The organism is Nocardioides aromaticivorans (assembly GCF_013408525.1).
GTDB classification, from domain to species: domain Bacteria; phylum Actinomycetota; class Actinomycetes; order Propionibacteriales; family Nocardioidaceae; genus Nocardioides; species Nocardioides aromaticivorans.
In genome coordinates, this window is sequence record NZ_JACBZM010000001.1 from 4588517 (window position 1) to 4612617 (window position 24101).

General features: G+C 71.2%; 23 protein-coding genes. 13 read left to right on the top strand and 10 right to left on the bottom strand.

The genetic code is table 11. The features are described 5' to 3' along the window. Nucleotides 1-3 precede the first annotated feature (3 nt). Nucleotides 4-510 (bottom strand): helix-turn-helix transcriptional regulator, encoded by a 507-nt coding sequence (locus BJ993_RS22010; protein ID WP_179651244.1) that lies wholly within the window; start codon nucleotides 508-510, stop codon nucleotides 4-6. A 91-nt stretch (nucleotides 511-601) separates the two neighbouring features. On the opposite strand from BJ993_RS22010, the gene BJ993_RS22015 reads away from it, so the two are divergent. From BJ993_RS22015 to BJ993_RS22025, 3 genes are read left to right on the top strand one after another with little or no spacing between them, the layout of a single operon-like run. Continuing rightward, the gene (locus BJ993_RS22015; RefSeq protein WP_179651245.1) at nucleotides 602-1210 is read left to right on the top strand and encodes a TetR/AcrR family transcriptional regulator; all 609 of its coding nucleotides are present in this window, start codon (nucleotides 602-604) and stop codon (nucleotides 1208-1210) included. Further along, nucleotides 1207-2799: an FAD-binding oxidoreductase gene (locus BJ993_RS22020; RefSeq protein WP_179651246.1), complete on the top strand. Its 1593-nt coding sequence runs from the start codon at nucleotides 1207-1209 to the stop codon at nucleotides 2797-2799. The genes BJ993_RS22015 and BJ993_RS22020 overlap by 4 nt, the downstream gene beginning before the upstream one ends. Next, complete coding sequence (locus tag BJ993_RS22025) at nucleotides 2796-3947, top strand: DUF6670 family protein (RefSeq protein ID WP_218864771.1); 1152 nt, start codon at nucleotides 2796-2798, stop codon at nucleotides 3945-3947. Before BJ993_RS22020 ends, BJ993_RS22025 begins: the two co-directional genes overlap by 4 nt. Here the strand turns inward: BJ993_RS22025 and BJ993_RS22030 are convergent. From BJ993_RS22030 to BJ993_RS22040, 3 genes are all read right to left on the bottom strand, one after another. Further along, nucleotides 3839-4687, bottom strand: a complete 849-nt coding sequence (locus BJ993_RS22030) for an SDR family oxidoreductase (RefSeq protein ID WP_179651247.1) — start codon at nucleotides 4685-4687, stop codon at nucleotides 3839-3841. The genes BJ993_RS22025 and BJ993_RS22030 overlap by 109 nt on opposite strands. 61 nt (nucleotides 4688-4748) lie before the next feature. Then, complete coding sequence (locus BJ993_RS22035) at nucleotides 4749-6068, bottom strand: cytochrome P450 (protein ID WP_179651248.1); 1320 nt, start codon at nucleotides 6066-6068, stop codon at nucleotides 4749-4751. Further along, nucleotides 6055-7305 (bottom strand): RsbRD N-terminal domain-containing protein, encoded by a 1251-nt coding sequence (locus BJ993_RS22040; protein ID WP_179651249.1) that lies wholly within the window; start codon nucleotides 7303-7305, stop codon nucleotides 6055-6057. Before BJ993_RS22040 ends, BJ993_RS22035 begins: the two co-directional genes overlap by 14 nt. Nucleotides 7306-7487: 182 nt before the next feature. On the opposite strand from BJ993_RS22040, the gene BJ993_RS22045 reads away from it, so the two are divergent. The 4 genes from BJ993_RS22045 to BJ993_RS26175 are packed head-to-tail and all read left to right on the top strand — an operon-like array spanning nucleotide 7488 to nucleotide 11594. Continuing rightward, nucleotides 7488-8138, top strand: coding sequence for a hypothetical protein (locus tag BJ993_RS22045; RefSeq protein WP_179651250.1), 651 nt, complete (start codon nucleotides 7488-7490; stop codon nucleotides 8136-8138). Nucleotides 8139-8182: 44 nt separating this feature from the next. Beyond that, on the top strand, nucleotides 8183-9991 hold the full coding sequence (locus BJ993_RS22050) for a peroxidase family protein (RefSeq protein WP_179651251.1): 1809 nt from the start codon (nucleotides 8183-8185) through the stop codon (nucleotides 9989-9991). A 51-nt stretch (nucleotides 9992-10042) separates the two neighbouring features. Next, nucleotides 10043-11413, top strand: a complete 1371-nt coding sequence (locus tag BJ993_RS22055) for an L-serine ammonia-lyase (RefSeq protein WP_179651253.1) — start codon at nucleotides 10043-10045, stop codon at nucleotides 11411-11413. 55 nt (nucleotides 11414-11468) lie between these two features. Beyond that, a complete protein-coding gene (locus BJ993_RS26175; RefSeq protein ID WP_257026957.1) occupies nucleotides 11469-11594 on the top strand; it encodes a hypothetical protein in 126 nt (41 codons plus the stop codon). A gap of 111 nt (nucleotides 11595-11705) precedes the next feature. Here the strand turns inward: BJ993_RS26175 and BJ993_RS22060 are convergent, their stop codons facing one another. Then, entirely contained in the window at nucleotides 11706-12509 is an 804-nt protein-coding gene (locus BJ993_RS22060) for a maleylpyruvate isomerase family mycothiol-dependent enzyme (protein ID WP_179651255.1), read from the bottom strand. A gap of 54 nt (nucleotides 12510-12563) precedes the next feature. Next, nucleotides 12564-13580 carry a zinc-dependent alcohol dehydrogenase family protein gene (locus tag BJ993_RS22065; protein ID WP_179651257.1) on the bottom strand — a complete coding sequence of 339 codons (1017 nt, stop codon included), beginning with the start codon at nucleotides 13578-13580 and terminating at the stop codon, nucleotides 12564-12566. A 90-nt stretch (nucleotides 13581-13670) separates the two neighbouring features. On the opposite strand from BJ993_RS22065, the gene BJ993_RS22070 reads away from it, so the two are divergent. From BJ993_RS22070 to BJ993_RS22085, 4 genes are all read left to right on the top strand, one after another. Next, nucleotides 13671-15212 (top strand): helix-turn-helix domain-containing protein, encoded by a 1542-nt coding sequence (locus BJ993_RS22070; RefSeq protein WP_036545693.1) that lies wholly within the window; start codon nucleotides 13671-13673, stop codon nucleotides 15210-15212. A gap of 2 nt (nucleotides 15213-15214) precedes the next feature. Continuing rightward, entirely contained in the window at nucleotides 15215-16003 is a 789-nt protein-coding gene (locus BJ993_RS22075; RefSeq protein ID WP_179651259.1) for a glycerophosphodiester phosphodiesterase family protein, read from the top strand. After that, nucleotides 16000-17343, top strand: a complete 1344-nt coding sequence (locus BJ993_RS22080; protein WP_179651261.1) for an MFS transporter — start codon at nucleotides 16000-16002, stop codon at nucleotides 17341-17343. Before BJ993_RS22075 ends, BJ993_RS22080 begins: the two co-directional genes overlap by 4 nt. 135 nt (nucleotides 17344-17478) lie before the next feature. Beyond that, nucleotides 17479-17868 carry an RNA polymerase-binding protein RbpA gene (locus BJ993_RS22085; RefSeq protein ID WP_036545700.1) on the top strand — a complete coding sequence of 130 codons (390 nt, stop codon included), beginning with the start codon at nucleotides 17479-17481 and terminating at the stop codon, nucleotides 17866-17868. 86 nt (nucleotides 17869-17954) lie between these two features. On the opposite strand, the gene BJ993_RS22090 is transcribed toward BJ993_RS22085, so the two are convergent. The 4 genes from BJ993_RS22090 to BJ993_RS26410 all read right to left on the bottom strand — a co-directional run bounded on the left by BJ993_RS22090 (nucleotide 17955) and on the right by BJ993_RS26410 (nucleotide 21626). Next, nucleotides 17955-18434: an FxsA family protein gene (locus BJ993_RS22090; protein WP_179651262.1), complete on the bottom strand. Its 480-nt coding sequence runs from the start codon at nucleotides 18432-18434 to the stop codon at nucleotides 17955-17957. An 18-nt stretch (nucleotides 18435-18452) separates the two neighbouring features. Continuing rightward, on the bottom strand, nucleotides 18453-19235 hold the full coding sequence (locus BJ993_RS22095; protein ID WP_036545704.1) for a polyprenol monophosphomannose synthase: 783 nt from the start codon (nucleotides 19233-19235) through the stop codon (nucleotides 18453-18455). Further along, nucleotides 19225-20748, bottom strand: a complete 1524-nt coding sequence (gene lnt, locus BJ993_RS22100; protein WP_179651264.1) for an apolipoprotein N-acyltransferase — start codon at nucleotides 20746-20748, stop codon at nucleotides 19225-19227. Before lnt ends, BJ993_RS22095 begins: the two co-directional genes overlap by 11 nt. Before the next feature lie 416 nt (nucleotides 20749-21164). After that, the gene (locus BJ993_RS26410; RefSeq protein ID WP_036545706.1) at nucleotides 21165-21626 is read right to left on the bottom strand and encodes an Lrp/AsnC family transcriptional regulator; all 462 of its coding nucleotides are present in this window, start codon (nucleotides 21624-21626) and stop codon (nucleotides 21165-21167) included. Nucleotides 21627-21728: 102 nt separating this feature from the next. Between BJ993_RS26410 and BJ993_RS22110 the strand changes: the two genes are divergently transcribed. Together BJ993_RS22110 and urtA are read left to right on the top strand one after the other, a co-directional pair. Beyond that, entirely contained in the window at nucleotides 21729-22673 is a 945-nt protein-coding gene (locus BJ993_RS22110) for a 5'-3' exonuclease (RefSeq protein WP_308645673.1), read from the top strand. Between the two features lie 137 nt (nucleotides 22674-22810). Further along, on the top strand, nucleotides 22811-24055 hold the full coding sequence (urtA, locus tag BJ993_RS22115) for an urea ABC transporter substrate-binding protein (protein WP_036545712.1): 1245 nt from the start codon (nucleotides 22811-22813) through the stop codon (nucleotides 24053-24055). Nucleotides 24056-24101 lie beyond the last annotated feature (46 nt).

Consider the following 24101-nt stretch of genomic DNA (forward strand, 5'->3'; position numbering starts at 1 on the left):
CCGTCACGCTAGTGGCGTCCCGAAGCGGGGCGCTTCTCGATTCCTGACCTCTTGTCCTGCGTGCCCCACCTGGTCCGGGGAGGTCTGCGCGCCTCCGCGACGCAGCGGCCGGGTGACCTTCTTGGTCTCGCAGGAGGGCGGCTCGACCATGTCCTCCTCGCCGGCCGCGACGGCGTCGCGGTAGGCGCTCGGCGGCACCCCGACGAGCTCGGTGAACCGGGTGCTGAAGGTGCCGAGCGAGGAGAACCCGACCTCGAAGCACACGTCGGTCACCGACAGGTCGCCGCGCCGCAGCAGGGCCATCGCCCGCTCGATCCGACGGGTCATCAGGTAGGAGTACGGCGGCTCGCCGTAGGCACGCCTGAACTCGCGGCTGAGGTGGCCCGACGACATGTGCACGTCCCGCGCCAACGCCTCGACGTCGAGGGGCCGTGCGTACTCGCGGTCGATGCGGTCGCGCACCCGCCGCAGGAGGGCCAGGGTGCGCAGCCGCTCGGGATCCGCTGCCACGGGTCCATCTTGACAAAGGCTCCCCGGCCCTGGGCTTGACGTCTCTTGACCGATCGGTAAATTACCGATCGGTCAACACTGAGGAGGTGGCATGCGGATCCCCCGCGCGGAACGTGAGGAGCTCATCCTCGACGCGGCGACGACCGAGTTCGGCACCCTCGGGTACGCCGGCGCGTCCCTCTCCGCGATCGCCTCCGGCGCCGGCGTCTCGAAGCAGCTCGTGCTCGGCTACTTCGGCTCCAAGGACGCGTTGTTCGCCGCCTGCGCCGCCCGGGCGGGCGCCGGGATTACCGACCGGATCGACGTCGCACTGGCGGGCGGAGGTCCCCCGCTCGCGCTCGCCGAGGGCACCCTCTCCGCGATCTTCACCGCCCTCGAGAGCCGTCCGCACGACTGGAACGTCCTCAACGACCGCACGTTGCCGGCGGGCTCCGCCGGCCACGCCACCGCGCGCGCCGCCCGGCTGCGGATCGCCGGGCAGGCCCGGGCCGGCGTCGGCACGCTCGCGGCCCTCGACGAGGCCGCCGACGCCGACGACCTCGCGATCCTGACCGCCCTGTGGATGAGCGCCGTGTCGGCGCTGGTCGCCTGGTGGTTGCGCCACCCCGACCGCAGTCCGGCCGAGATGACCGAGCGCGGCCGCCGTGCCCTCACCGCCCTGTCCCGCACACCCGTCCCCGACGAAGGGAAGACCCGATGACCGCTCGATCCTGGTGGGGCTGGGGGCACACCGCGGCCGCGCTCGACGCGGCCGAGACCGACGCCCTGGTCGGCCGCGTGTCGGCGCTGCTGCCCGGCCACGACCTGAGCGACCACGAGCCCCCGGACCCGCGGTCACTCGAGGTCGCCGCGCCCCGGGTGGCGCTGCCGCCGGCGCTCGCCGGCCTCGGGTCCGACGACGTGGTCGACCGGCTCGGACACGCCCGCGGCAAGGCGTTCCGCGACGTCGTCCGCAACCTCCACGGCGACGTCGCCCACGTGCCCGACCTCGTCGTCCGCCCGCGCACCGAGCAGGACGTGGAGGACGTGCTCGACTGGTGCACCACCTCCGGAACGCCGGTGGTCCCGTACGGCGGCGGCAGCTCCGTCGTCGGCGGGGTAGAGCCGCGCTTCGACGGCCCCGCCGTCACCCTCGACCTCGGCCTGCTGGACCGGGTGCTCGAGGTGGACCCGGTCAGCCGCGCCGCGCGGGTCCAGGCCGGCGTCCTGGGGCCGGCTCTCGAGGACCAGCTGCGCCCGCACGGGCTGACCCTGCGCCACTTCCCCCAGTCCTTCGAGTTCTCCACGCTCGGCGGGTGGCTGGCCACCCGTGCTGGCGGCCACTTCGCCACCCTGGCCACGCACATCGACGACCTCACCGAGGCGCTGCGCGTGGTCTCTCCGGCCGGCACCGGCGAGTCCCGACGGCTCCCCGGGTCCGGCGCGGGGCCCTCGCCGGACCGGATGTTCCTCGGCTCCGAGGGCGCCCTCGGCGTGATCACCGAGGCCTGGATGCGGCTCCAGCAGCGCCCAGTGTGGCAGCGCACGGTCACCGTCGGCTTCACGTCGTACGACGACGCGGTCGCCGCGACCCGCGCCCTCGCCCAGTCCGGGCTGCACCCCTCGAACTGCCGCCTGCTCGACCCCGCCGAGGCGCTGATCAATGCCGGCACCACCACCTCCGGCGGGTTGCTGCTGGTCGCCTTCGAGTCCGCCGACCACCCGGTCGACGCCTGGCTCGACCTGGCGCTCGAACTGGTGCGCGACCACGGCGGCACGGTGCTGGCCAGCCGCGACCGCGACGGATCGGAGCGGGCGGCTCCGGACGCGCCCGACGCGTCTCAGGCGTGGCGCTCGGCCTTCATCCGGATGCCCTACCAGCGCGACGCGCTGGCCCGTCGCTCGATGCTTGTGGAGACCTTCGAGACCGCCTGCACGTGGGACGCCTTCCCGCGCTTCCACGCGGCGGTGACGGCCGCCGCGCAGCAGGCGATCGCGAAGGTGTGCGGCGGCCTCGGTGTGGTGACCTGCCGGTTCACCCACGTCTACCCCGACGGCCCGGCGCCCTACTACGGGATCTACGCGGCCGGCCGCTGGGGCAGCACCCTCGTGCAGTGGGACGAGATCAAGGCCGCGGTCTCCGACGCGATCAGCACGCACGGCGGCACCATCACGCACCACCACGCGGTCGGTCGCGACCACCGCCCGTGGTACGACGACCAGCGGCCCGCGCCGTTCGCCGCCGCCCTGCGTGCCGCGAAGTCGGCGCTCGACCCGGCCGGCGTGCTCAACCCGGGGGTGGTCGTGTGAACCCGCTCCGTCTCGCTGCCCCGGTCCTGGTGCCGGCGCTGGGCCTGCTCGACAGCCGGCTCCGCGCGTCGACCGAGCCGTTCGACCGCGACGACCTGTTCGTCCCGCACGCCCGCTCGCGCCGATGGGCGTGGACGCACTTCGGGGTCTTCCTGCCGGACCTGCCGGCGCCGTACCGCTTCCTCAACACGATGACGCTGATCGGCGCGACGGGCAGCACCTGCTTCGACGACGACCGGATCGCCGCAGCCGACGCACGCGACACCGCGATGCTGCTGTCGGCCACCGCCCACGCCGACCAGCACCACCATGCCGGCTACGACCTCGCCGAGTGCGACTTCCCCGACAGCGGGCCGCTGCGGTGGGGCGAGCACCTCGCCCTCGAGGTGGACCTGCCGCTCGTCCGCGTGAGCGGCCGCTACCTGGGCTTCGACGTCGACATCGAGCTGACCACCACGACCGCGGCGTCGTGGTTCATCCGTTCGGCGCCCTACGACCACGTCAGCCTGCTGGCCCCCTACACGGGCACGCTGACCGACGCGGACGGTCGCCACGAGCTGGGCGGGCTCGGCACCGTCGAGTACGCCCGCTGCCTGTCACCGCAGTCGCTGGTGCGCCGCCCGCTGCCCGCCTGGGCGAAGCTGCCGGTCGACTTCTTCACCTACCAGGTCGTCGACCTTGACGCCGACACCCAGCTGCTCCTCACCGACGTCAGCGCACTCGGGGCCACGGCGTGTCGGCTCGCCCACGTGCGCACCCGCGACGGCCGCGCCGAGGTGTACGACGACGTGGCCTTCGACGTCGTCGAGTGGGCCGACGAGCCGCAGGTCGACCCGGCCGGCCACCCGATGCCGGTGCCGCACCGGATGCGGTGGACCGTGCGCGACCGCGGCGAGGAGCTGCTCCGGCTGGACGCGGAGGTCGACGCCCCGTACCGGTACGGGCACGGGACCGGGTACGTGTCGGCGTACGCGCACCGCACGACGTGGCGCGGGCGCGAGCTGACCGGCAGCGGCTACCTGGAGTGGGTCGACCGGCGTCAGGGCTGGGCGACCTCGGCGACCCAGGCCTCGCTGCGCTCCCACAGCTCGGCGGCGAGCTCGTCGGTGACGACCCGCGACGGCTGCTTGATCCTGCGATCGTCGTAGTAGAGCCCGGTCTCGCCGGCGACATCGGGCGAGGTGGCGCAGTACAACGAGGTCTGCGCTCCCTGCGTGGTGTCCTTCATGAACAGCTTCATCACGTGCCGCAGCCCCGGCGGCACCTCCCGCCACACGTCGGAGGCGATCGCCCCCGGGTGCAGCGAGTACGTCGTCACGCCGGTCCCCTCCAGCCGGCGACCCAGCTCGCGGGCGTGCAGCACGTTGGCCAGCTTGGAGACGCAGTACTCGTCGAAGGCGGTCCGGGTGACCGACGGCCTGCGCACGGCGTCCCAGTCGATGCCCTTCGCGCGGTAGTGGCCGGTGCTCGCGACGTTGACGATCCGGCCGGGGCCGCTGGCGACGATGTGGTCGCGCAGCAGCTCGGTGAGCAGGAAGGTGCCGACGTGGTTGGTGCCGAAGGCCAGCTCGAAGCCGCTCGGGGTCATCCCGCGCTTCCCCGCGAGGCCCGCGTTGTTGATCAGCACGTGGAGCGGCTCCCCCGACGCGAGGAAGGTCTCCGCGGCCTGCCGCACCGACGCGAGGTCGCCCAGGTCGAGCGGGATCCAGTCGAGGTCCGTGTTGCCGGTCTGGTCGGCGATCTCACGGATCGCCGCCCGGTTCTTCTCCTCCGACCGGCCGGCGATGACGACCCGCGCGCCCCGTCCGGCGAGGTCGCGCACGGTCTCCTTCCCGATCCCGGTGTTGGCTCCCGTGACGAGGAAGGTGCGTCCGCTCAGTTCGCTCATGGCGCCGATGGTGTCGTGCCCGGAGACCTGTTGTCGTCCTCCCGTGGGAGGAACGACGGGGTCAGGACGTGAGCCCGATCCGCACCGCGAACAGGTCGAGCCCGTAGGGCAGCGGCTTCGACGGGTTGAGGGAGGGCGACACCAGCTCCGGTGTCGCCCGCGACAGCAGCGCCGCCAGGAAGGCCTGGCCGAGGAAGACCGACATGCCCGCGCCCGGACAGCCCTGCGGGCCGTGGCTGAAGAAGTTGAACGACCACGACGACGCGGCGTCGCCTCTGGCCCACTCCCCCGGGGCACAGCGGTCGGCGAAGGGGACCCGGTCGCGGTCGCGGTGGTTGTGCAGGTTGTGGATCAGCACCTGGCTGCCCTCCGGCAGCACCCGGCCGTCCGGGAAGGCCACCTCGCGCGTCGTGACCCGGCCGAAGAGCGGCGTCGTCGGCCACAGCCGCATGGCCTCGAGGATCACGCCGCCGAGGTAGTCGAGGGAGGCGACCTCCTTGGCCCGGGTGAGGACCTTGCCCTCGAGCTCGGCGTAGACCTCGGTGCGCACCTCGGGGTGGCTGCCGATGACCGCCAGGGCCCGGACCAGGTTGGCCGGCAGCGTGTCGCCCATCGCGAACAGCCAGTGCACGAGCTGGCCCGCCACCGCGGTGGCGTCGTCGTGCGGGGCCTGCGCGACGAGCGAGACCAGCGAGCCCTTCTCCCCCGCGTCGACGTACGACGCCAGCCGGGCCACCAGGTCGTCGTACCCCTTGGCGGGCTTGCCGGGCGTCTTGTTGCCGGCCGCCATGAGGTCGCCGAGCAGGTCGGTCAGCGCCGTGTCGTCGGCAGCCGCGTCACCGAGGACGACGCGGCGGGTCAGCCGCTGGAAGGCGGCGTTGAGGTCGTCGTACCCGATCTCGCCGGTGAGGCCCGCAGCCTCCTGGGCGGCGACCTTGACCATCCGCAGCGCCAGCGAGTGCAGCGGCCTCCCGGTCTGCAGCACGGCCTCGGCGAAGTCGCGTCGGTTGCGCCACAGGTCGCCGCGCGACAGCGTCAGCGCGTCGGGCTGGAAGGCGCTCATCCCGGCCTTCTTGGCCGGCGGGTCGGAGGCGAACGGGTCGGGCGAGCCACCGAGCACGAACTCGATGTCGGCAGGGTCGCTGAGCAGCAGGGCCTCGTCGGTGGCGACCCGGACCCAGAACGGGCCGGGGCCGTACTTGCGCACCAGCCCCTGGACCAGCGTGAACGCGAACAGGTCGGCGCGGGCGACGCCCGCCACCTTCGTCGGCAGCTCGCGCTTCTTGAACAGCCCCTGGATCACGTTCGGGACGCCGACCTGCGCCGTGAAGCGCACGCCCTCGATCACCGACGCGTGCGGAAAGTCCTCAGCCTTGCCCATCCCGGTCCCCCACGGTGTTGTTCCTCATCGGTTGGTCGGTCGCGGTCCGCTCGGCGCTCCAGCGCCGTCGTACCTCCAGCGCCAGGCACAGCTCGGCGACCTGGCGCGGGTCCGTCATCGAGCGACCGGTCAGCTCCTCGAGCCGCTTGAGCCGCTGGCGCACCGTGTTCGGGTGCAGGAAGAGGGCCTCCGCCGCATGGGAGGTCGAGCCGCCGGCGTCGAGCCAGGCCGCCAGGGTGTCGAGCATCAGCTCGCGGTCGCCCGGACGCTGCTCGTCGAGGCGGGCGAACACGGTCCGCGCCACTCGCTGCAGCAGCTCGGGCGAGCCGGTGGCGGCGAGGGCCAGGGGCGAGTCCTCGAAGACCCGCACGAGCTGGCCGGCACCGGTCCGGGCGCTCTCCATGGCCGACTCGGCGAGCCGGACCGCGTCACGGGCGTCGGCGAGGTCCTCGAACGAGGAGCTGATGCCCGTCGGGGTGGTCGCGAGCTGGCGGAGCCGCGTGACCAGCGCGCTCAGCTGCTCGGGGCGTCGTACCTCCACCACGCCGAGCTGGCGGTCCGGGCGCAGCAGCCAGACCGAGGGCAGGTCGCGGGCGCGCAGGTCCTCCTCGAGCCGCTCCAGCGCCGGCTGGCCGAGCGTCGGCACCGCGACCGCCACGGCGACGTAGGGGCCGGCGACACCGAGGCCGAGCATCCCGGCGAGCTCCCACACGGCGGACCGCTCGGCGATCCTTCCGCCCAGCAGTGCGTCGACCATCGCGGCACGGCGCTCTTGGTGGCGCACCAGCTGGCCGGCCACGACCTCGGCATGTGCGGCCGACGCGGCGTGGGCGAAGGCGTCGTGCGCGGCGACGGCGTGCTCGGTCGCGGCGAGCAGCGTCTCGGTGTCGACGCCGCTCCCGCGTCCCTCGGCGACGACGTGCTCCCAGATGTGCCGGAAGCCGACCCGGTACGCCGCCAGCAGGGCCGGCAGGGGCACCCCGGCCTCGGCCCGTTGCCGGCCGGTCTCCTCGGCCGCGGCGAGGTCGAGCTCCTGCTCGGAGGTCAGCGCGCTGAACACGAAGCGGAGGTGCTCGACCGAGCTCTGCCGCAGGTCGGTGGCGGCGACCGTCGGCGACGCGTCGTAGAAGGGGACCTGCGCGAGCACGGCGTCCGCGAGCGCCTCGCCGAGGTCCTCGGCCCGGTCCAGCAGCGCCTGGCCGAGGGCCGCGACGCTGCCCAGCTCGTCCACGCGCATGGAGCAGACAGTAGCGCCGTCGAGGCGCACATGTGATGTGTGTCACCACCGTCTTGGGGTCGGATCAGTGTGGCCGGACACATAGACGCGGCCGCGTGGCGCTCGTCACACTGAGCGCCGGGGCCGCCCCGACCGGGGGCCGGCGCCCGGCACGCAGGTCCATCGGTGACTGGGGGGTTTCGATGACGGACGCAGTACAGGACGGCGTGGACGCCGTGGCGCGTCTGGCAGACCTGCGTGCCGACGCCGGGAAGCTGGGGACAGCCGCGGCGGCGTGGGCCTGGCTGGAGGACCTGCGCGGCACCTCACGGGAGGACCTCGCGTCCGCAGAGCCCGTGCTGGACGCCCTGTTCGCCGCCGGGACCACGCCGACCGCGCTCGACGGGGCGACCGAGGGCATCCTGGTCGCGACCACCACGAACCGCGTGCTCGACACCGCGGTGAAGGCGCTCACCGCGGTGTGGATGCCGTGGCGCGGAAAGCGCTTCGACAGCGAGGCGGGCAGTGGCGACAACCGGATGACGGAGTCCTCCAGCCTGGTCGGCAAGCTCCTGTGGCCGCTCTACTCGATGCGGACCGACGACGACGGTCGCTCGGCCTTCGACTTCTCCACCTACGCCGAGCCCGGCGTCGAGGACCCGGACGTCACCGTCCTGGTCATCGACTACGCCGGCATCCCGCAGAACCCGGCTCTCGTCATCCGCAGCATCCGCGACGAGCTGGTCGAGCTCGTGCCCGGCGTCTACCTCGGGAAGATCTTCTTCAAGATGCCGAAGCTGACCGGCGACGGAGGCTTCGAGCGCATCGGCTTCTTCGCGCTCCGCTCGCCCTGATCCCCCACCGATCCCGCCCACCCACTCCCAGGAAGCAGGCACCGATGGTCCAGTGGCACCAGAACCCGTCGCTCATCCTCCAGCTCAAGGCCCTCTCCGGCGAGCGTGACGACCTCCGCTCGAAGAACCTGTTCGAGGGCGAGGGCGTGCGGCCCGAGGAGGACCCGAAGGAGACGCCGCCCGAGGAGGCGGTGCGGGCCCGTACGCCGGACGGCACGTGGAACGACCTCGGTTGCAAGCACATGGGGGCCAAGGGCACGGGCTTCGGCCGCAACGCTCCGATCGAGAGGACCGCTCCCGACCTCAAGCGACTGCTCGACCCCGACCCGCGCGTGATCAGCGAGCGCCTGATGGCCCGTGACACCTTCAAGCCGGCGGGCATCATCAACGGCCTGGCGGCGGCATGGCTGCAGTTCGAGAACCACAACTGGTTCTTCCACGGCGACGGCGTCCCGGACCGCACGATCGACATCCCGCTGCGCGACGGTGACGACTTCCCCGAGAACCCGATGCGGATCCGCTCCACCATCCCGATGGACGGCGGCGAGATCACCTCCGGCTGCCCGGCGCCGGTGTTCGCCAACCAGGAGACGCACTGGTGGGACGGCTCGCAGATCTACGGCAGCGGTCGCGAGCGCCAGGACGAGATGCGCACCTTCGTCGACGGCAAGATCAAGGTCGGCGACGACGGCCGCCTGCTCAAGAGCGACATCCCGGGGATCGACCTGACCGGCATGCGCGAGAACTACTGGGTGGGCGTGGGCCTCCTGCACACCATGTTCTCCCGCGAGCACAACGCGGTCTGCGACGCGCTGAAGAAGGCGTACCCCTCCCTCAGCGACCAGCGCCTCTTCGAGCTGGGAGTGCTCGTCGTGTCGGCCCTCATCGCCAAGATCCACACGGTCGAGTGGACCCCGTGCGTGCTGCGCCACCCGGCGCTGCAGATCGGCATGAGCGCCAACTGGTACGGCGCCCTCGGCGAGACCTTCCGCAGCCGCATCGGGCGGGTCGGCGACAGCGAGGCGCTGTCCGGCATCATCGGCTCGACCGCCGACCACCACTCCGCGCCGTTCTCGCTGACCGAGGAGTTCGTCTCGGTCTACCGGATGCACCCGCTCATCGCCGACGACTGGGACTTCTACTCGTTGGAGTCCGGCGAGTTCCTCGAGCACCGCGAGTTCACCGAGCTGCAGGGCCGCTACACGCGCGACTTCATGGACCGCATGGAGATGGGTGACCTCTGGTACTCCTTCGGGCTCGCCTCGGCCGGCGCGGTCTGCCTGAAGAACTACCCCAACGCGCTGCGCAAGCTGACCCGCGTCGACGGCCAGGTCACCGACCTCGCGACGCTCGACATCGTGCGCGACCGGGAGCGCGGCATCCCGCGCTACAACGACTTCCGCGAGGTGCTGCGGATGCCGCGGCGCAAGTCCTTCGACGACATCACGCCCGACAAGGCATGGGCCAAGGAGCTCGCCGAGATCTACAAGGGCGACGTCGACGCGGTCGACCTCCAGATCGGCATGCAGGCCGAGAAGCCGCCGAAGGGCTTCGGGTTCTCCGACACGGCCTTCCGGATCTTCATCCTGATGGCCTCGCGCCGGCTCAAGAGCGACCGCTTCTTCACCGACGACTACCGCCCGGAGATCTACACGCAGGTCGGCCTGGACTGGGTGAACGAGACGTCGATGAAGGACGTCATCCTGCGCCACTACCCCGAGCTCGAGCCCGTGATCGGCGACGTCGAACGGGTCTTCGCCCCCTGGCCGCAGCTCGGTGAGGCGGCTCCGGGCAAGCGGAACCCGGTCATCCGGCTGGCGGACACCGTGAAGTCGTACATGCCCCTGGGCTGACCAGCCGTCCGGCCACAGGCGGGATTGTCAGACAAGGTCTAGGTTGGAGACGTGGCCCTCAGCGTCTTCGACCTCTACTCCGTGGGCATCGGGCCCTCCTCGTCGCACACGGTGGGCCCGATGCGCGCGGCGAAGCTGTTCGCCGACGGCCTCGTCGCCGACGGGTGCCTGGACCAGGTCGCCCGGGTCCGCGCCGAGCTGTTCGGGTCCCTGGGCGCGACCGGACACGGGCACGGCTCCGAGAAGGCGGTGGTCCTCGGCCTCGAGGGTGAGGAGCCGGCCACCGTCGACATCGCGACGTACGACGCCCGCGTCGCCGCGATCCGGGAGGCCGGTCGGCTGCGGCTCGCCGGGCAGCGCGAGGTCGCCTTCGGCCCCGACGACCTCGTCCTGCACCGCCGCAAGTCGCTCCCCGGCCATCCCAACGGCATGCGCTTCGAGGCGTACGACGCCGACGGCGCCCTGCTGCGCGACCGGGTCTACTACTCGGTCGGTGGCGGGTTCGTCGTGGACGAGGCGGCGGTCGGGGCCGACCGGGTGGTCGCTGACGCCACGCCGGTGGCGTACCCGTTCTCCAGCGCGGCCGAGCTGCTCGCCATCTGCGAGCGGACCGGCCTGCGGGTCAGTGACGTGATGCTGGCCAACGAGCTGGCCTGGCGCTCCGAGGACGAGGTCCGCGCGGGCCTGCTGGAGATCTGGTCGGTCATGGAGGCCTGCGTCCGCAACGGCTGCGCCCACGAGGGCGTGCTGCCCGGCGGGCTCAAGGTTCCCCGGCGGGCGCCCGCCCTCCACGCCCGGCTGACGACGGAGGGCGGCGCGGACGACCCGCTGCGGGCGATGGACTGGGTCAACCTGTTCGCGCTCGCCGTCAACGAGGAGAACGCCGCGGGCGGGCGGATGGTCACCGCGCCCACCAACGGCGCCGCCGGGATCATCCCGGCCGTGCTGCACTACTACGACCGCTTCGTCCCCGGCGCCGATGCCGACGGCGTCGTCCGCTTCCTGCTCACGGCCGGCGCGATCGGCGTCCTCTTCAAGGAGAACGCCTCCATCTCGGGCGCCGAGGTCGGCTGCCAGGGCGAGGTCGGCTCCGCCTGCTCGATGGCCGCAGGCGCCTTCTGCGAGGTCCTGGGCGGGACGCCCGAGCAGGTCGAGAACGCGGCCGAGATCGGCATCGAGCACAACCTCGGCCTCACCTGCGACCCCGTCGGGGGCCTGGTCCAGATCCCCTGCATCGAGCGCAACGCGATCGCGTCGGTGAAGGCGATCAACGCGGCCCGCCTCGCCCTGGCCGGCACCGGCCGGCACACCGTGTCCCTCGACCGGGCGATCAAGACCATGCGCGACACCGGACGCGACATGCACACCAAGTACAAGGAGACATCGCGGGGCGGCCTCGCCGTCAACGTGATCGAGTGCTGATCCGCGACGCGCACGGTGCGTGAAAAGTGACGCACGTCATGTCAGGATGTTACCCATGGGTACCGTCACGCTCCTGGTCCTGATCGCCGCCGTCGTGTTCTTCCTCGGCCTCATCGGGGCGCTCTTCGGCGTCGTGTGGTTCGCGGGCAAGAACGGCCGGAAGGCCCAGCTGCGCGGTTGACGCACTGCTGTCAAACCCGGCAGCAGCATGACCGTTGCTTACACCGGTTGACCTTCCAGCCCGAATTCCTGCGGTTTGGGACCAAACCGCAGGCCTTCGACCCGCTCCGCCCTACTCGATCGCCTGCCCCAGCACCTCGGCCGCCCGCGCCCACACCTCCGGGTCGCCGTCGATCGTGATCCCGGTGGCGTCGAACCTGTGCCAGAGCCAGCCGTCGAGCCGGTCGGCGGTACCGGTGACCACGACGTCCGCCGCGACCGACGGGGCCGGGACGACGTGCTGGTCGGGCTCCCCGGTGCGGACGGTGCCGTCGGGCGCCGTGCCCGAGAAGGTGCCGAGCTGCGCCCACACCGAGCGCCCGGTGTCGCTGGTGCGGTACTCGACGTACAGCGGCTCGCCGTCGAAGCGACCCCACTCCGGCAGGCCGCCGTACATCACGTCGAGCACCTCGTCGACGCCGTCGGTGGCCAGGTCGGCCGGGAGCGGGCTGGTCGTGCCGGCCGCGAGCTCCGCGTCGAGGCGGTGGATGAGGGCCTCGTGCGCCTGGCGGCGGTAGGTGAAGGCGATGTTGTGGTGGCCGGGGTTGCTCGACCAGGACCAGGCCGCCTCGGCCGGGTCGGCGGCGGCGAGCTCCGTGAGGAAGCGGTCGTGCCACTCGTCGAAGAAGGACCGCAGCCCGGCCCAGGAGGCCGGCCGCTCGGGCTCGACGTAGCTCTCCGGCGGCGCCGGTCGGGTGGTGACGACGTGGTGCCACCAGTGCTGCACCTCGCCGAGGTGCCACAGCAGGTCGGAGGCGTCCCACTCGGGGCACGACGGCACTCTCGCGTCCGGGGCGAAGTCGGCCAGCACGGCGGCGAACCGGGCGGACTCCGTGCGGATGTGGTCGAGGTAGGTCGCGTCGTCGAGGCGGGTCATGTCGCAGAACCTAGGGCCCGCCGCCGACAGGGCGCATCCCGATTTGCCCGCGGGTCAGGGCTGCAGCATGACCTTGATCGCGCGCCGCTCGTCCATCGCCCGGTAGCCCTCCGGAGCCTCCTCCAGCGGCAGGGTCAGGTCGAAGACCTTCCCCGGGTCGATGGTGCGGTCCTGGACGAGCGCGAGGAGCTCGGGGAGGTAGCGCCGGACCGGGGCGATGCCGCCGCGCAGGCCGATGTTGCGCTCGAAGAGGGTCCGGATCGGCAGCTCGACGCCGTGCGGGACGCCGACGAAACCGACGCCGCCGCCGGGGCGGGTCACGCCGATCGCGGTCTTCATCGCCTCGTCGGTGCCGACGCACTCGAGGGCCGCGTCGACACCGATGTCGTCGGTGATCTCCCGGACCTCGGCGATGCCGTCCTCGCCGCGCGCCGCGACCACGTGGGTGGCGCCGAACGCGCGGGCGATCTCCTGCCGGGGCTCGTGGCGCGACATCGCGATGATCTTCTCCGCGCCCATCACGGAGGCCGCGAGGACGCCGCAGAGGCCGACCGCGCCGTCACCGACCACCACCGCGGTCCCGCCCTTGCGCACGCCTGCGCACACGGCCGCGTGCCAGCCGGTCGGCATCACGTCGGTGAGCGCCAGGACCGAGGCCAGCAGGTCGTCGGGCGGCGTACCGCCGGTCGCGACGAGGCTTCCGTCGGCCTGGTTGACCCGGGCGTACTCCGCCTGGCCGCTGGCCGTCATGCCGAGGTTGACGCACGCCGACTGGGCGCCGGCCTGGCAGTTCGCGCACGTGTTGTCGCAGTGGCAGAACGGTACGACGACGTAGTCGCCGGCCTTGAAGTCGCGGACCTCGCTGCCGACCTCCTCGACGATCCCGATGCACTCGTGGCCGATGGTGGCGCCCGAGCGGATCGGGTTCTCGCCGCGGTAGGGCCACAGGTCGGAGCCGCAGATGCAGCCGGCCGTGACCTTGACGATCGCGTCGGTGGGCTTCTTGATGACCGGGTCCGGGACCTCTTCGACGCGGATGTCTCCGGCGGCGTGGATCGTCGTGGCGCGCATGACCTGAATCCTGCCGCATCGGCGGTCGGCGGCCGAGACTCGCCGTCGCCGCCGTTGGCGATATCTCATATGTGAGTTACCGTCGTAGGCATGACGACGGACGAGTCGAACGACGACTACAAGGGCCGCATCGGGAACCTGATCCGCGACGCCCGCAAGCACCGGGGCCTGACCCAGGCCCAGCTCGCCGAGCGGCTGGCGACCAGCCAGAGTGCGATCAACCGGATCGAGAAGGGGCACCAGAACCTCTCCCTGGAGATGCTGGCCCGGATCGGCGCCGCCCTCGACTCGGAGATCGTGGCGCTCGGCGCCGGCCCGACCCACCTGCGGGTCAAGGGCCCCACGACGCTGTCCGGCAGCATCGACGTCAAGACCTCGAAGAACGCCGGTGTCGCGCTGCTGTGCGCCTCGCTGCTCAACCGCGGTCGCACGACGCTGCGCAAGGTCGCGCGGATCGAGGAGGTCAACCGCCTGCTCGAGGTGCTCGACAGCCTCGGCGTCCAGACCCGCTGGATCAACGCGGAGAACGACCTCGAGATCATCCCGCCCAAGGAGTTCGACCTCACCAAGATCGACGAGGAGGCCGCGCGGCGTACCCGCTCGGTCATCATGTTCCTCGGTCCCCTTCTGCACCGGATGGACACCTTCGAGCTGCCCTACGCGGGCGGCTGCAACCTCGGCACCCGCACCGTCGAGCCGCACATGTCGGCGCTGCGGCCCTTCGGGCTCGAGGTGAAGGCGACCGACGGGTGGTACCACGCCCAGGCCAACCGCGCGATCGTCCCCGGCCGCCCGATCGTGCTCACCGAGCGCGGCGACACGGTCACCGAGAACGCGCTGATGGCTGCCGCCCTGCACCCCGGCACGACCGTCATCCGCAACGCGTCGTCCAACTACATGGTCCAGGACCTCTGCTTCTACCTGCAGGCGCTCGGCGTCGAGGTCGAGGGCATCGGTACGACGACGCTGACCGTCACCGGCCGCGAGTCCATCGACGTCGACGTCGACTACTCCCCCAGCGAGGACCCGATCGAGGCGATGTCGCTGCTCGCCGCGGCGATCGTGACCCGCTCGGAGATCACCATCCAGCGCGCGCCGATCGAGTTCCTCGAGATCGAGCTCGCCGTGCTGGAGGAGATGGGTTTTCGCTACGACCGCTCCGAGGAGTACCTCGCCGCCAACGGCCGGACCCGGCTCGTCGACATCACGACGCACGCCTCCGACCTGGTCGCCCCGCGCGACAAGATCCACCCGATGCCCTTCCCCGGCCTCAACATCGACAACCTGCCGTTCTTCGCGGTGATCGCCGCGGTCGCCGAGGGCACGACCTACCTCAACGACTGGGTCTACGACAACCGGGCGATCTACCTCACCGAGCTCAACAAGCTCGGCGGCCGGGTGACCCTGCTCGACCCGCACCGGGTCCAGATCGACGGCCCGACCTCGTGGACCGGCACCGAGCTGGTCTGCCCGCCCGCGCTGCGTCCCGCGGTCGTCGTCCTCCTCGCCATGCTGGCCAGCAAGGGCACGTCGGTGCTGCGCAGCACCTATGTCATCCACCGCGGCTACGAGGACCTCGCCGAGCGGTTGAGCTCCCTCGGCGCCGAGATCGAGACGTTCAGAGACATCTGAGGATGACGTACCTCCCGAAGGGCAAGGTCCTGGCCTTCGCCCACCGCGGCGGTGCCTACCACCCGGAGATCGAGGGCCTCGAGAACACCATGGCGGCCTTCCGCCACGCCGCCGCGCTCGGCTACGACTACCTCGAGACCGATGTCCACCTGACCGCCGACGGCGTCCTGCTGGCGTTCCACGACGAGGTGCTCGACCGCGTCACCGACCAGGAGGGCGCCGTGCGCGACCTGACCCTGGCCGACGTACGACGGGCCCGGATCGGTGGGCGCGAGGAGGTCCCGACCCTGGTCGACCTGCTCGACGCCTTCCCGCAGGCGCGCTTCAACATCGACATCAAGTCCGATGACGCGGTCGCACCGCTGGCGGCGCTGGTGCGGGAGCGCGACCTGTGGGACCGGGTGTTCATCGGCTCCTTCTCCCGGCGCCGGATCCGGCGGTTCCGCGCTCTCACCGATCGTCGGGTGCCGACGGCGGCCGACCCGTGGCAGGTCGTCGTGTGGCGCCTCTCCCCCAGCGCCCGCATCGCCCGGTTGCTGGCCGGGGACGGGTTCGCGGCCTTCCAGGTGCCGCACCGCAGCGGCCGCTTCGTCGTCGTCACGCGCGGCCTGGTCCGCCGGGCGCACGCCGCCGGACTCCAGGTGCACGTGTGGACCATCGACGACCCGGCGGAGATGAACGAGCTGCTCGACCTGGGTGTCGACGGGATCTTCACGGATCGCACCGACCTGCTCAAGGATGTGCTCCAGGGGCGCGGCCAATGGTGGTCCGCGCAGGGAGGGGCGTCATGACGATCGCGGACCTGGGACCGCTCAACCGCGCGCGCGAGCAGCGTGCGTGGTACTTCACCGACTGGGCCGCCTCGGCGTTCCAGACGACCGTCGCAGGCGTGCTCTTCGCGCCCTACCTGATCTCGGTGGCGGAGAACGCCGTCGGCGAGCACGGGCGGCTGCACGTGCTCGGCCTGTCGATCGCGCCGGGCTCCCTGCCGTCGTACGTCATCACGCTCTCGACGGTGCTGAGCGTCTTCTTCTACCCCGTGATCGGCGCGTACGCGGACCGGATCGCGCGCAAGCCGGACCTCCTCGCCGCCTTCTCCTGGGTGGGCGCGGCGTTCGCCGGGCTGCTGTTCTTCATGAGCGGCGAGAACTGGCTCTTCGGCAGCATCGCCTTCATCGTCGCCAACCTGGCCGGCGGCGCCGCCATCGTCGTCAGCGACTCGATCCTGCCGGTCATCTCGACCGAGAGCGAGCGCGACCGGGTGTCGTCGGTCGGCTGGGCCTACGGGTACGCCGGCGGTGGGCTGCTGCTCGCGGTGAACTTCGCCGTCGTGAGCCTCCACGACTCGATCGGCCTCGACAAGGAGATGGCCGTCCGCCTCTCCCTGCTCTCGGCCGCGGTCTGGTGGGCGGCGTTCATGGTCATCCCGTGGCGCGGCATCAAGCGGCACCAGCCGGTCGCCGTGGAGGCGGTCGAGGGCGGCGTGCTGACCCGGTCCTTCGGCCAGCTGTGGGCGACCCTGAAGGATCTGCGCAACTACCCCGTCGCGCTCACCTTCCTGGCCGCCTACCTGTTCTTCAACGACGGCATCCAGACGGTCATCAACTCCGCGTCGACCTTCGGCACCAAGGAGCTCGGCTTCGGCGACGGCATCGTGCTCGGCACCTACCTGCTGGTGCAGCTGGTCGGCATCGGCGGCGCGATCCTCTTCGCCCGCGTCGCCGGCCGGTACGGCGCCAAGCGGGTGATCCTGGTCGGCCTGGTCGGCTGGATGGGCATCGTCACGGTCGCGCTCGTCGTGCCCGACAAGAGCGTGCTGCCGTTCCTGGCCCTCGGCGTGGCCATCGGCCTCGTGCTCGGTGGCACCCAGGCGCTGGCCAGGTCGTACTTCTCGCTGTTCATCCCCCGCGGCAAGGAGGCGGAGTACTTCAGCCTCTACCACGCCATGGACCGCGGGACGTCGTGGTTCGGGACGCTGACCTTCGGCCTCGTCTACCAGTTCACCGACTCCTACCGGCCGGCGATCTTCGCCCTGATCGCGTTCTTCGTCGTCGGCGGCCTGCTCCTGCTCCGCGTGGACACCGCACGCGGCATCCGCGAGGCGGGCAACACCGCTCCCCCGGTGATCTGACCCGCGACTCCTCCGACTGGTGGTCCGCCCGCCGATCTGCCACTGTGACCTGATCCGGCAATGCGCAGGGATTGGAACTTTTTACCGGCGGGTAGCGTTGTCAGACAGAGACGAAACACGGGAGGTGGAGTTCTCATGGCTGAGCGGACACTGCGTGGCGCCCGACTGGGGGGCCAGTCGTTCGAGGACGAGCGCGGCATCGAGTTCGCGGCCCGGCAGCAGGTGGGTTACCGCTGTCCCCAGGGTCACGAGTTCGAGATCACGATGTCGATCGAGGCCGAGGTGCCGGCGATCTGGGAGTGCCCGCGCTGCGGGCTCGAGGCCGAGAGCACGGCCGGCATCGAGCGTGAGGTCAAGGTCGAGAAGCCGCAGCGCACCCACTGGGACATGTTGCTGGAGCGGCGCTCGGAGAAGGAGCTCGAGGAGATCCTGACCGAGCGGCTCGAGCTGCTGCGCGGCGGCGAGATCGGCCCGGCGCACCTGCACCGCGCCAACGCGCGCAAGAAGAAGCCGGCGAAGGCCTAGAGCCTTTCGGGGCCGAGCGCGTCTTCGGCGTTGATGCGGGCAGCAAGCTGCCGTCGACGCCTCTCGCCGCGCTACCGGCCTTCGCGTCAGTCGTCGACGACCTCGCCCTGGACCACCTCTGGCCCGGGGCGAGTGCCATTTCCGGGCGCGGTGGACCCGCCCGGACCGAAGCCGGTACGCCGCACGACCTGGCGGCCGGCGTACGCCACCAGCAGTCCGCGGAACAACGGCCGCGTCACCGGCAGGATCAGCAGGATGCCGAGCGCGTCCGTGACGAACCCCGGACTGAGCATGAACGCCCCGCCGAGCACGACGAGCGCACCGTCGGCCAGCTCCTTGTGCGGCATCCGGCCGGTCTCGACCTGCTCACGCAGCGCCTGCCAGGCGCGCCGGCCCTCCCGCTTGATCAGCCAGGCGCCGATGATGCTGTCGAGGACGAGCAGCAGGATGGTCCACCAGGGGCCGATGGCCTGGCCGACCTGGATGAGCACGTAGATCTCCAGGATCGGCATTACGACGAAGGCGAGGATCAGCAGGACTGCTGCTCGCCGGCCGCGGCGGCTCATCGGGACCTCATGGTGTGCTCATCGGCTGGAGACCAGCTCCCGCCCGGTTGCGGGGCGGCCCTTGACCCGCGCCCAGCGCTCGCGGATGCCCCAGGCGGTGATCCGCTTGAGGGACTCCACGGCGACCTGGCCGCTCATCTTCGACTCGCCGCGCACGCGCTCGACGAACTCGATCGGCACCTCACGCACGGTCAGGCCGGCGCGCAGGGTGCGCGTCACGAGGTCGGTCTGGAAGACGTAGCCTGTCGAGCGCACCTCGTCGAGGTGGATCTTCTCCAGGGTGGTGCGGCGGAACAGCCGGTAGCCGGCCGTGGCGTCGCGGACCTTGATGCCGAGCAGCATCCGCACGTAGAGGTTGCCGCCCCGGGAGAGGACCTCGCGCTCCCACGGCCAGTTGACGACGGATCCGCCGGGGATCCAGCGCGACCCGATGACCAGGTCGGCGTCGAGCAGGCCGGTGAGCAGGCGCTGCAGCTGCTCGGGCTGGTGGGAGCCGTCGGCGTCCATCTCGCCGATGACGTCGTAGCCGCGCTCGAGCGCCCAGGCGAAGCCGGCGAGGTACGCCGCGCCGAGACCGCCCTTGGTCGTGCGGTGCAGGACGTGGACCTGCGGGTCGGTGGCAGCCAGGCCGTCGGCGATGTCGCCCGTGCCGTCCGGTGAGCCGTCGTCGACGACGAGGACGTCGAGGGACGGCTGGGCGGCGCGCAGCCGCCCCACGATCCAGGCGATGTTGTCCGCCTCGTTGTAGGTGGGCACGACCATCACGACACGTCCGAGGTCGGGGGTGTGGTCAACAAGCATCGCTGGGCTCCTTCGCCGGGACTTCCACGGGCCCGGCAAACTCTCGCCCTCGACGGTACGCGATGGCACCACAGACGAGAGCGGCAAGGGTCGATCCGGTGAACAACCGGGTGGGCCACGGCCCCAGCCACATCGCGGGGGTGAGCCCGCTCGCCAGGCCGACCTCCTCGACCATCACCGCGGTCCTCAGCTTCGGGGCCGTCGCGACGACGGTGCCGTCCGGCGCGATCACGCCGCTGCGGCCGTTGGTCGAGGCGACCGTGAGCCACCGGCCGGCCTCGATGGCGCGCAGCCGGGTGATGGCGAACTGCTGCTCGATCTGGTGGGTGAAGATGAAGCTCGCGTTGCTCGTCTGCACGGCGAGCAGTTCCGCCCCGTCGCGGACCTGCGGGGGCATCACGTCGTCGTACGCGACGTCGAAGCAGATCGCGTCGGCGACCCGCACCCCGGCGACCCGCAGTGGCTCGGTGCGGGTGCCGCTCTTCATGTCCCGGGAGATCAGGGCGAGCTGCCCGAACTTGGGGTCCCAGATGTCGCGGAAGGGGATGTACTCGCCGTACGGCACGGGGTGGTGCTTCGTGTAGCGGTCACCGGCACCCGCCTCGGGATCCCAGACGATGCCCTGGTTGAGCACGTGGTCGGGACCGTCGTCGACGATGCCACCGACGACGACGGGGACGCCGATCGCCTGCACCGCCTGCTGGATGCCGGTGCTGACCGGCAGGTCGTCGAAGGGGTCGACGGCGGTGGAGTTCTCCGGCCAGAGCACGAAGTCCGGCATCGGCTCGTTGCCGGCCGCGACGTCCGCAGCCAGCTCGACGGTCGCGTCCACGTGGTTCTGCGTCACGCCTCGCGGGTCCCAGAGGATGTCGTTGCCCGGGCCGGGCACGTTCCCCTGGACGACCGCCACCGTGGCCTTCCCCGTCTCGGGGACCGTCCAGGGGAACACCGCCGGCACCACGACGAGCGCGCACATGGCGACCAGTGCGCCGACGGCGGGCAGGGAGCGGTCCTCGACGGCACGGGCCAGCAGGAAGCCGAGCAGCGCCAGGAGGAAGGACAGCCCGGTCATCCCGACGTAGGCGACGGCCGGCGCGGCGGGCGTGTCGATCGCCGCGAAGGACAACCGCCCCCACGGCATGCCGCTGAACGGCCAGCCGCTTCGCGCGGTCTCCATCGTCGTCCACGCCGCGGCCAGCCAGACCGGCCACCACGGCAGTCGGCGCAGCAGCGGCACCGCGAGGCCCAGCAACCCGTAGAAGAGGGCCTCGACGGTGGACAGGGCGAGCCAGGCGTCCGGGCCGATCGAGGCCCGCATCCACTCGATGTGGCTGAAGTAGAAGGCGACGCCGAAGACCAGGCCGACCACGCCGGAGCGGCGTACCGACAGGCCGGAGGTGAGCAGCGCGAAGGACGCGACGCCGAACGGGAGCAGCCACGCGAACGCGATCGGCTCGAAGGACGCGGTGAGGAGGACTCCCCCGAGGACCGCGAGGAACGAGCGCTGCAGCACGCGCCGAGCCTAGCGGTGGTGGCCATCGGCCTTGCAGGCGCGAAAGGGTTCGAGCCGCCTTCGGACCATCCCGACTTCCGACCGGCTGCCGACGCGCGCGACGTTGTCTAGGGAGACCCGAACCCTTTCGGTCCGCCCTCGAGGAGCGAACCGACCTCCGCGAACCGCAACCCGGGAAGAGCTGGTGCTACTCCCCCGGGCGATGCGGCCACTCGGACGTCGGTCCGCCTGCCACGACCTGCACGGGCGAACGGTTCCGTACTTTTGTCAGCCGGACCGGCGCTGTCAACCGGCCGCTGACCTGCGCAGACGCGCGTTCTCGCAGGTCAGGAAGGCCTCACCGAACGAGAAAAATCTCAGAAAATCGGGACCTTGTCCGGCGTGTCGCGTCACAACACGCCGGCTCTCGTGCTGGATCAGCTCACCGGACGGTTCTCGTAGTACGTCGAGAGCACGATCGTGGTGCGCGTGGAGACGTTGGCCGCGCTCCGGATCCGGCCCAGCAGGCCCTCCATCTCGGCGGGCGAGGTGGTGCGGACCTTGAGGACGTACGACTCCTCGCCGGCCACGGACCAGCACGACTCGATCTCCGGCATGTCGACCAGCCGGTCGGGGCAGTCGTCCGGCTGGGACGGGTCGATGGGGCGGATGGCGATGAACGCCGTCAGTGGTAGGCCGATCTCGGCATAGTTCACCGTCGCGCCGTAGCCGAGGATGAGGCCGCGCTGCTCGAGTCGCTTGACCCGCTGGTGCACGGCCGAGGTGGAGAGCCCCGTGGCCCGCCCGAGATCGGTGTAGGACATCCGCCCGTCCTTGGCCAGGAGCTCCAGGATCTGCCGATCGGTCGCCTCGACGGCTGGATGGCTGCTCTGACTCACGCGCCCCACCCTAGTGGTCGCGGCGGCCCGTCACCGCGATGTCTCGCCGCGGCGCTCCGATCCACGCCGATCCACGCCGATCCGCACCACTACGCTGGCCCGGTGACGGACCGCCTGCTGCTCCTGGACACCGCCAGCCTCTACTTCCGGGCCTTCTTCGGCTCGCCCGAGATCCTCTCCCCCGGCGGCACCAACGTGAACGCTGTCCGCGGCCTGCTCGACTACATCTCCCGGCTGGTGGAGCAGTACCAGCCGACCCACCTCGCCTGCTGCTGGGACGACGACTGGCGCCCGCAGTGGCGCGTCGACCTGATCCCGACCTACAAGGCGCACCGTGTCGTCGAGGAGGTCGTCGGCGCCCCGGACGTCGAGGAGGTCCCGGACCCGCTGGAGCTGCAGGTACCGGTCATCCGCGAGGTGCTGGACGCGTTCGGCATCGCCGTGGTGGGCGCCCCCGGATACGAGGCCGACGACGTGATCGGCACGCTCGCGACCGGTGCCGGGATGCCGGTCGACGTGGTGACCGGCGACCGCGACCTCTTCCAGCTGGTCGACGACGCCGCCGGCGTCCGGATCCTGTACGTCGGCCGCGGGGTCGGCCGGCACGAGCGTGTCGACGAGGCCTGGGTGCTGGAGAAGTACGGCGTGCGGGCCGACCAGTACGCCGACTTCGCGACCCTGCGCGGGGACGCGTCCGACGGCCTGCCGGGCGTGAAGGGGGTCGGCGAGAAGACGGCCGCCAGCCTCCTGCAGAAGTACGACGACATCCCGGGCATCCTCGCCGCGGTCGAGGATCCGGGCAGCGACCTGGGCCCGGGTCCCCGGCTGAAGATCCGCGACGCGGCGGCGTACCTCGAGGTGGCTCCGACCGTCGTCGCGGTGGCCCGCGACATCGATCTCCGCCGCGACCACCTCGCGCTCCCCCAGCACCCAATGGACGCCGACCGGCTGGCGGCACTGGTGGAGCAGTGGGGCCTCGCGAGTCCGGTCGCACGGCTGACCGGCGTGCTCGCGTCACTCGCGGTGGAGCCCGCGGCCGACATGTAACACCGATTTCATTCCATTTGGTACTAGTTGGAAATCAGCCGTTCCTAGGTTCATCGCCACCGGGGCCCGGCGTCGTGCCCCCTGGCCCAGCGGCCGCCTCCCGAGAAGGCGGTCGCGATGACCGAGAGGGTTGTCCCTTGTTCCATTCCCGCTCCCGCCTTGCGACCGGCTCCGTGCTCGTGCTCACCGCGGCACTCAGCCTCAGCGCCTGTGGCGGTTCCAAGTCCGGGGAGTCGAGCTCAGCCGAGAGCTGCGTCGACACCTCCGGTGACACCATCAAGCTCGGGTTCCTGAACTCCACCTCCGGCGCCATGGCGATCAGCGAGCAGACCGTTCGCGACTCGCTGGTGATGGCCCTGGAGGAGATCAACGCCGACGGCGGCATCCTCGGGAAGAAGATCGAGCCGGTGGTGGAGGACGGGGCCAGTGACCCGGCCGTCTTCGCCGAGAAGATCGAGAAGCTGCTCACCGGCGACTGCGTCGCGGCCGTCTTCGGCGGCTGGACCTCCGCGTCGCGCAAGGCGATGCTCCCGGTCGTCGAGGCCGACAACGGGCTGCTCTTCTACCCGGTGCAGTACGAGGGCCTCGAGGCGTCGAAGAACATCTACTACACCGGCGCCACGACCAACCAGCAGATCATCCCGGCCATGGACTTCCTCAAGTCCAAGGGCGTGAAGACCCTGTTCCTCGCGGGTTCGGACTACGTCTTCCCGCGCACCGCCAACAAGATCATCAAGCAGTACGCCAAGGAGCTCGGCATCGAGATCGTCGGCGAGGAGTACGTCCCGCTGGACGACGACGACTGGACCACCCAGGTGTCGAAGATCGTCAAGGCGAAGCCGGACTTCGTGTTCAACACGATCAACGGCTCGTCCAATGTCGGCTTCATCAAGGCGTACTACGAGCAGGGCCTGAGCCCCGAGACGTCGCCGATCATCTCGGTCTCCATCGCCGAGGAGGAGGCGCCGGCGATGGGCAAGGACGTCACCGGCCAGTTCGCCGCGTGGAACTACTTCCAGTCGGTGAAGAGCCCGACCAACGACGCGTTCATCAAGGCGTTCAAGGCCAAGTACGGCGACAAGCGGCCCACGTCGGACCCGATGGAGGCGGCGTACACCTCGCTCTACCTCTACAAGGCGCTGGTCGAGAAGGCCGACTCCTTCGACGTCGACAAGATCAACGCCGCGGCCGACGGGGTCACCTTCGACGCCCCCGAGGGCACGGTCACGATCGACGGCGAGAACCACCACATCGCCAAGACCGGCCTGATCGGGCGGATCAACAAGGACAACCAGTTCGACGTGGTCTGGTCCTCGGACGCGCCGATCGAGCCCGACCCGTTCCTGAAGGGCTACTCGTGGTGGGACCCCAGCGGCGAGTGACCTGAGCCGGTCCGGATCGTCCCTCCCCCGGGGTGTCGTGCTCGCG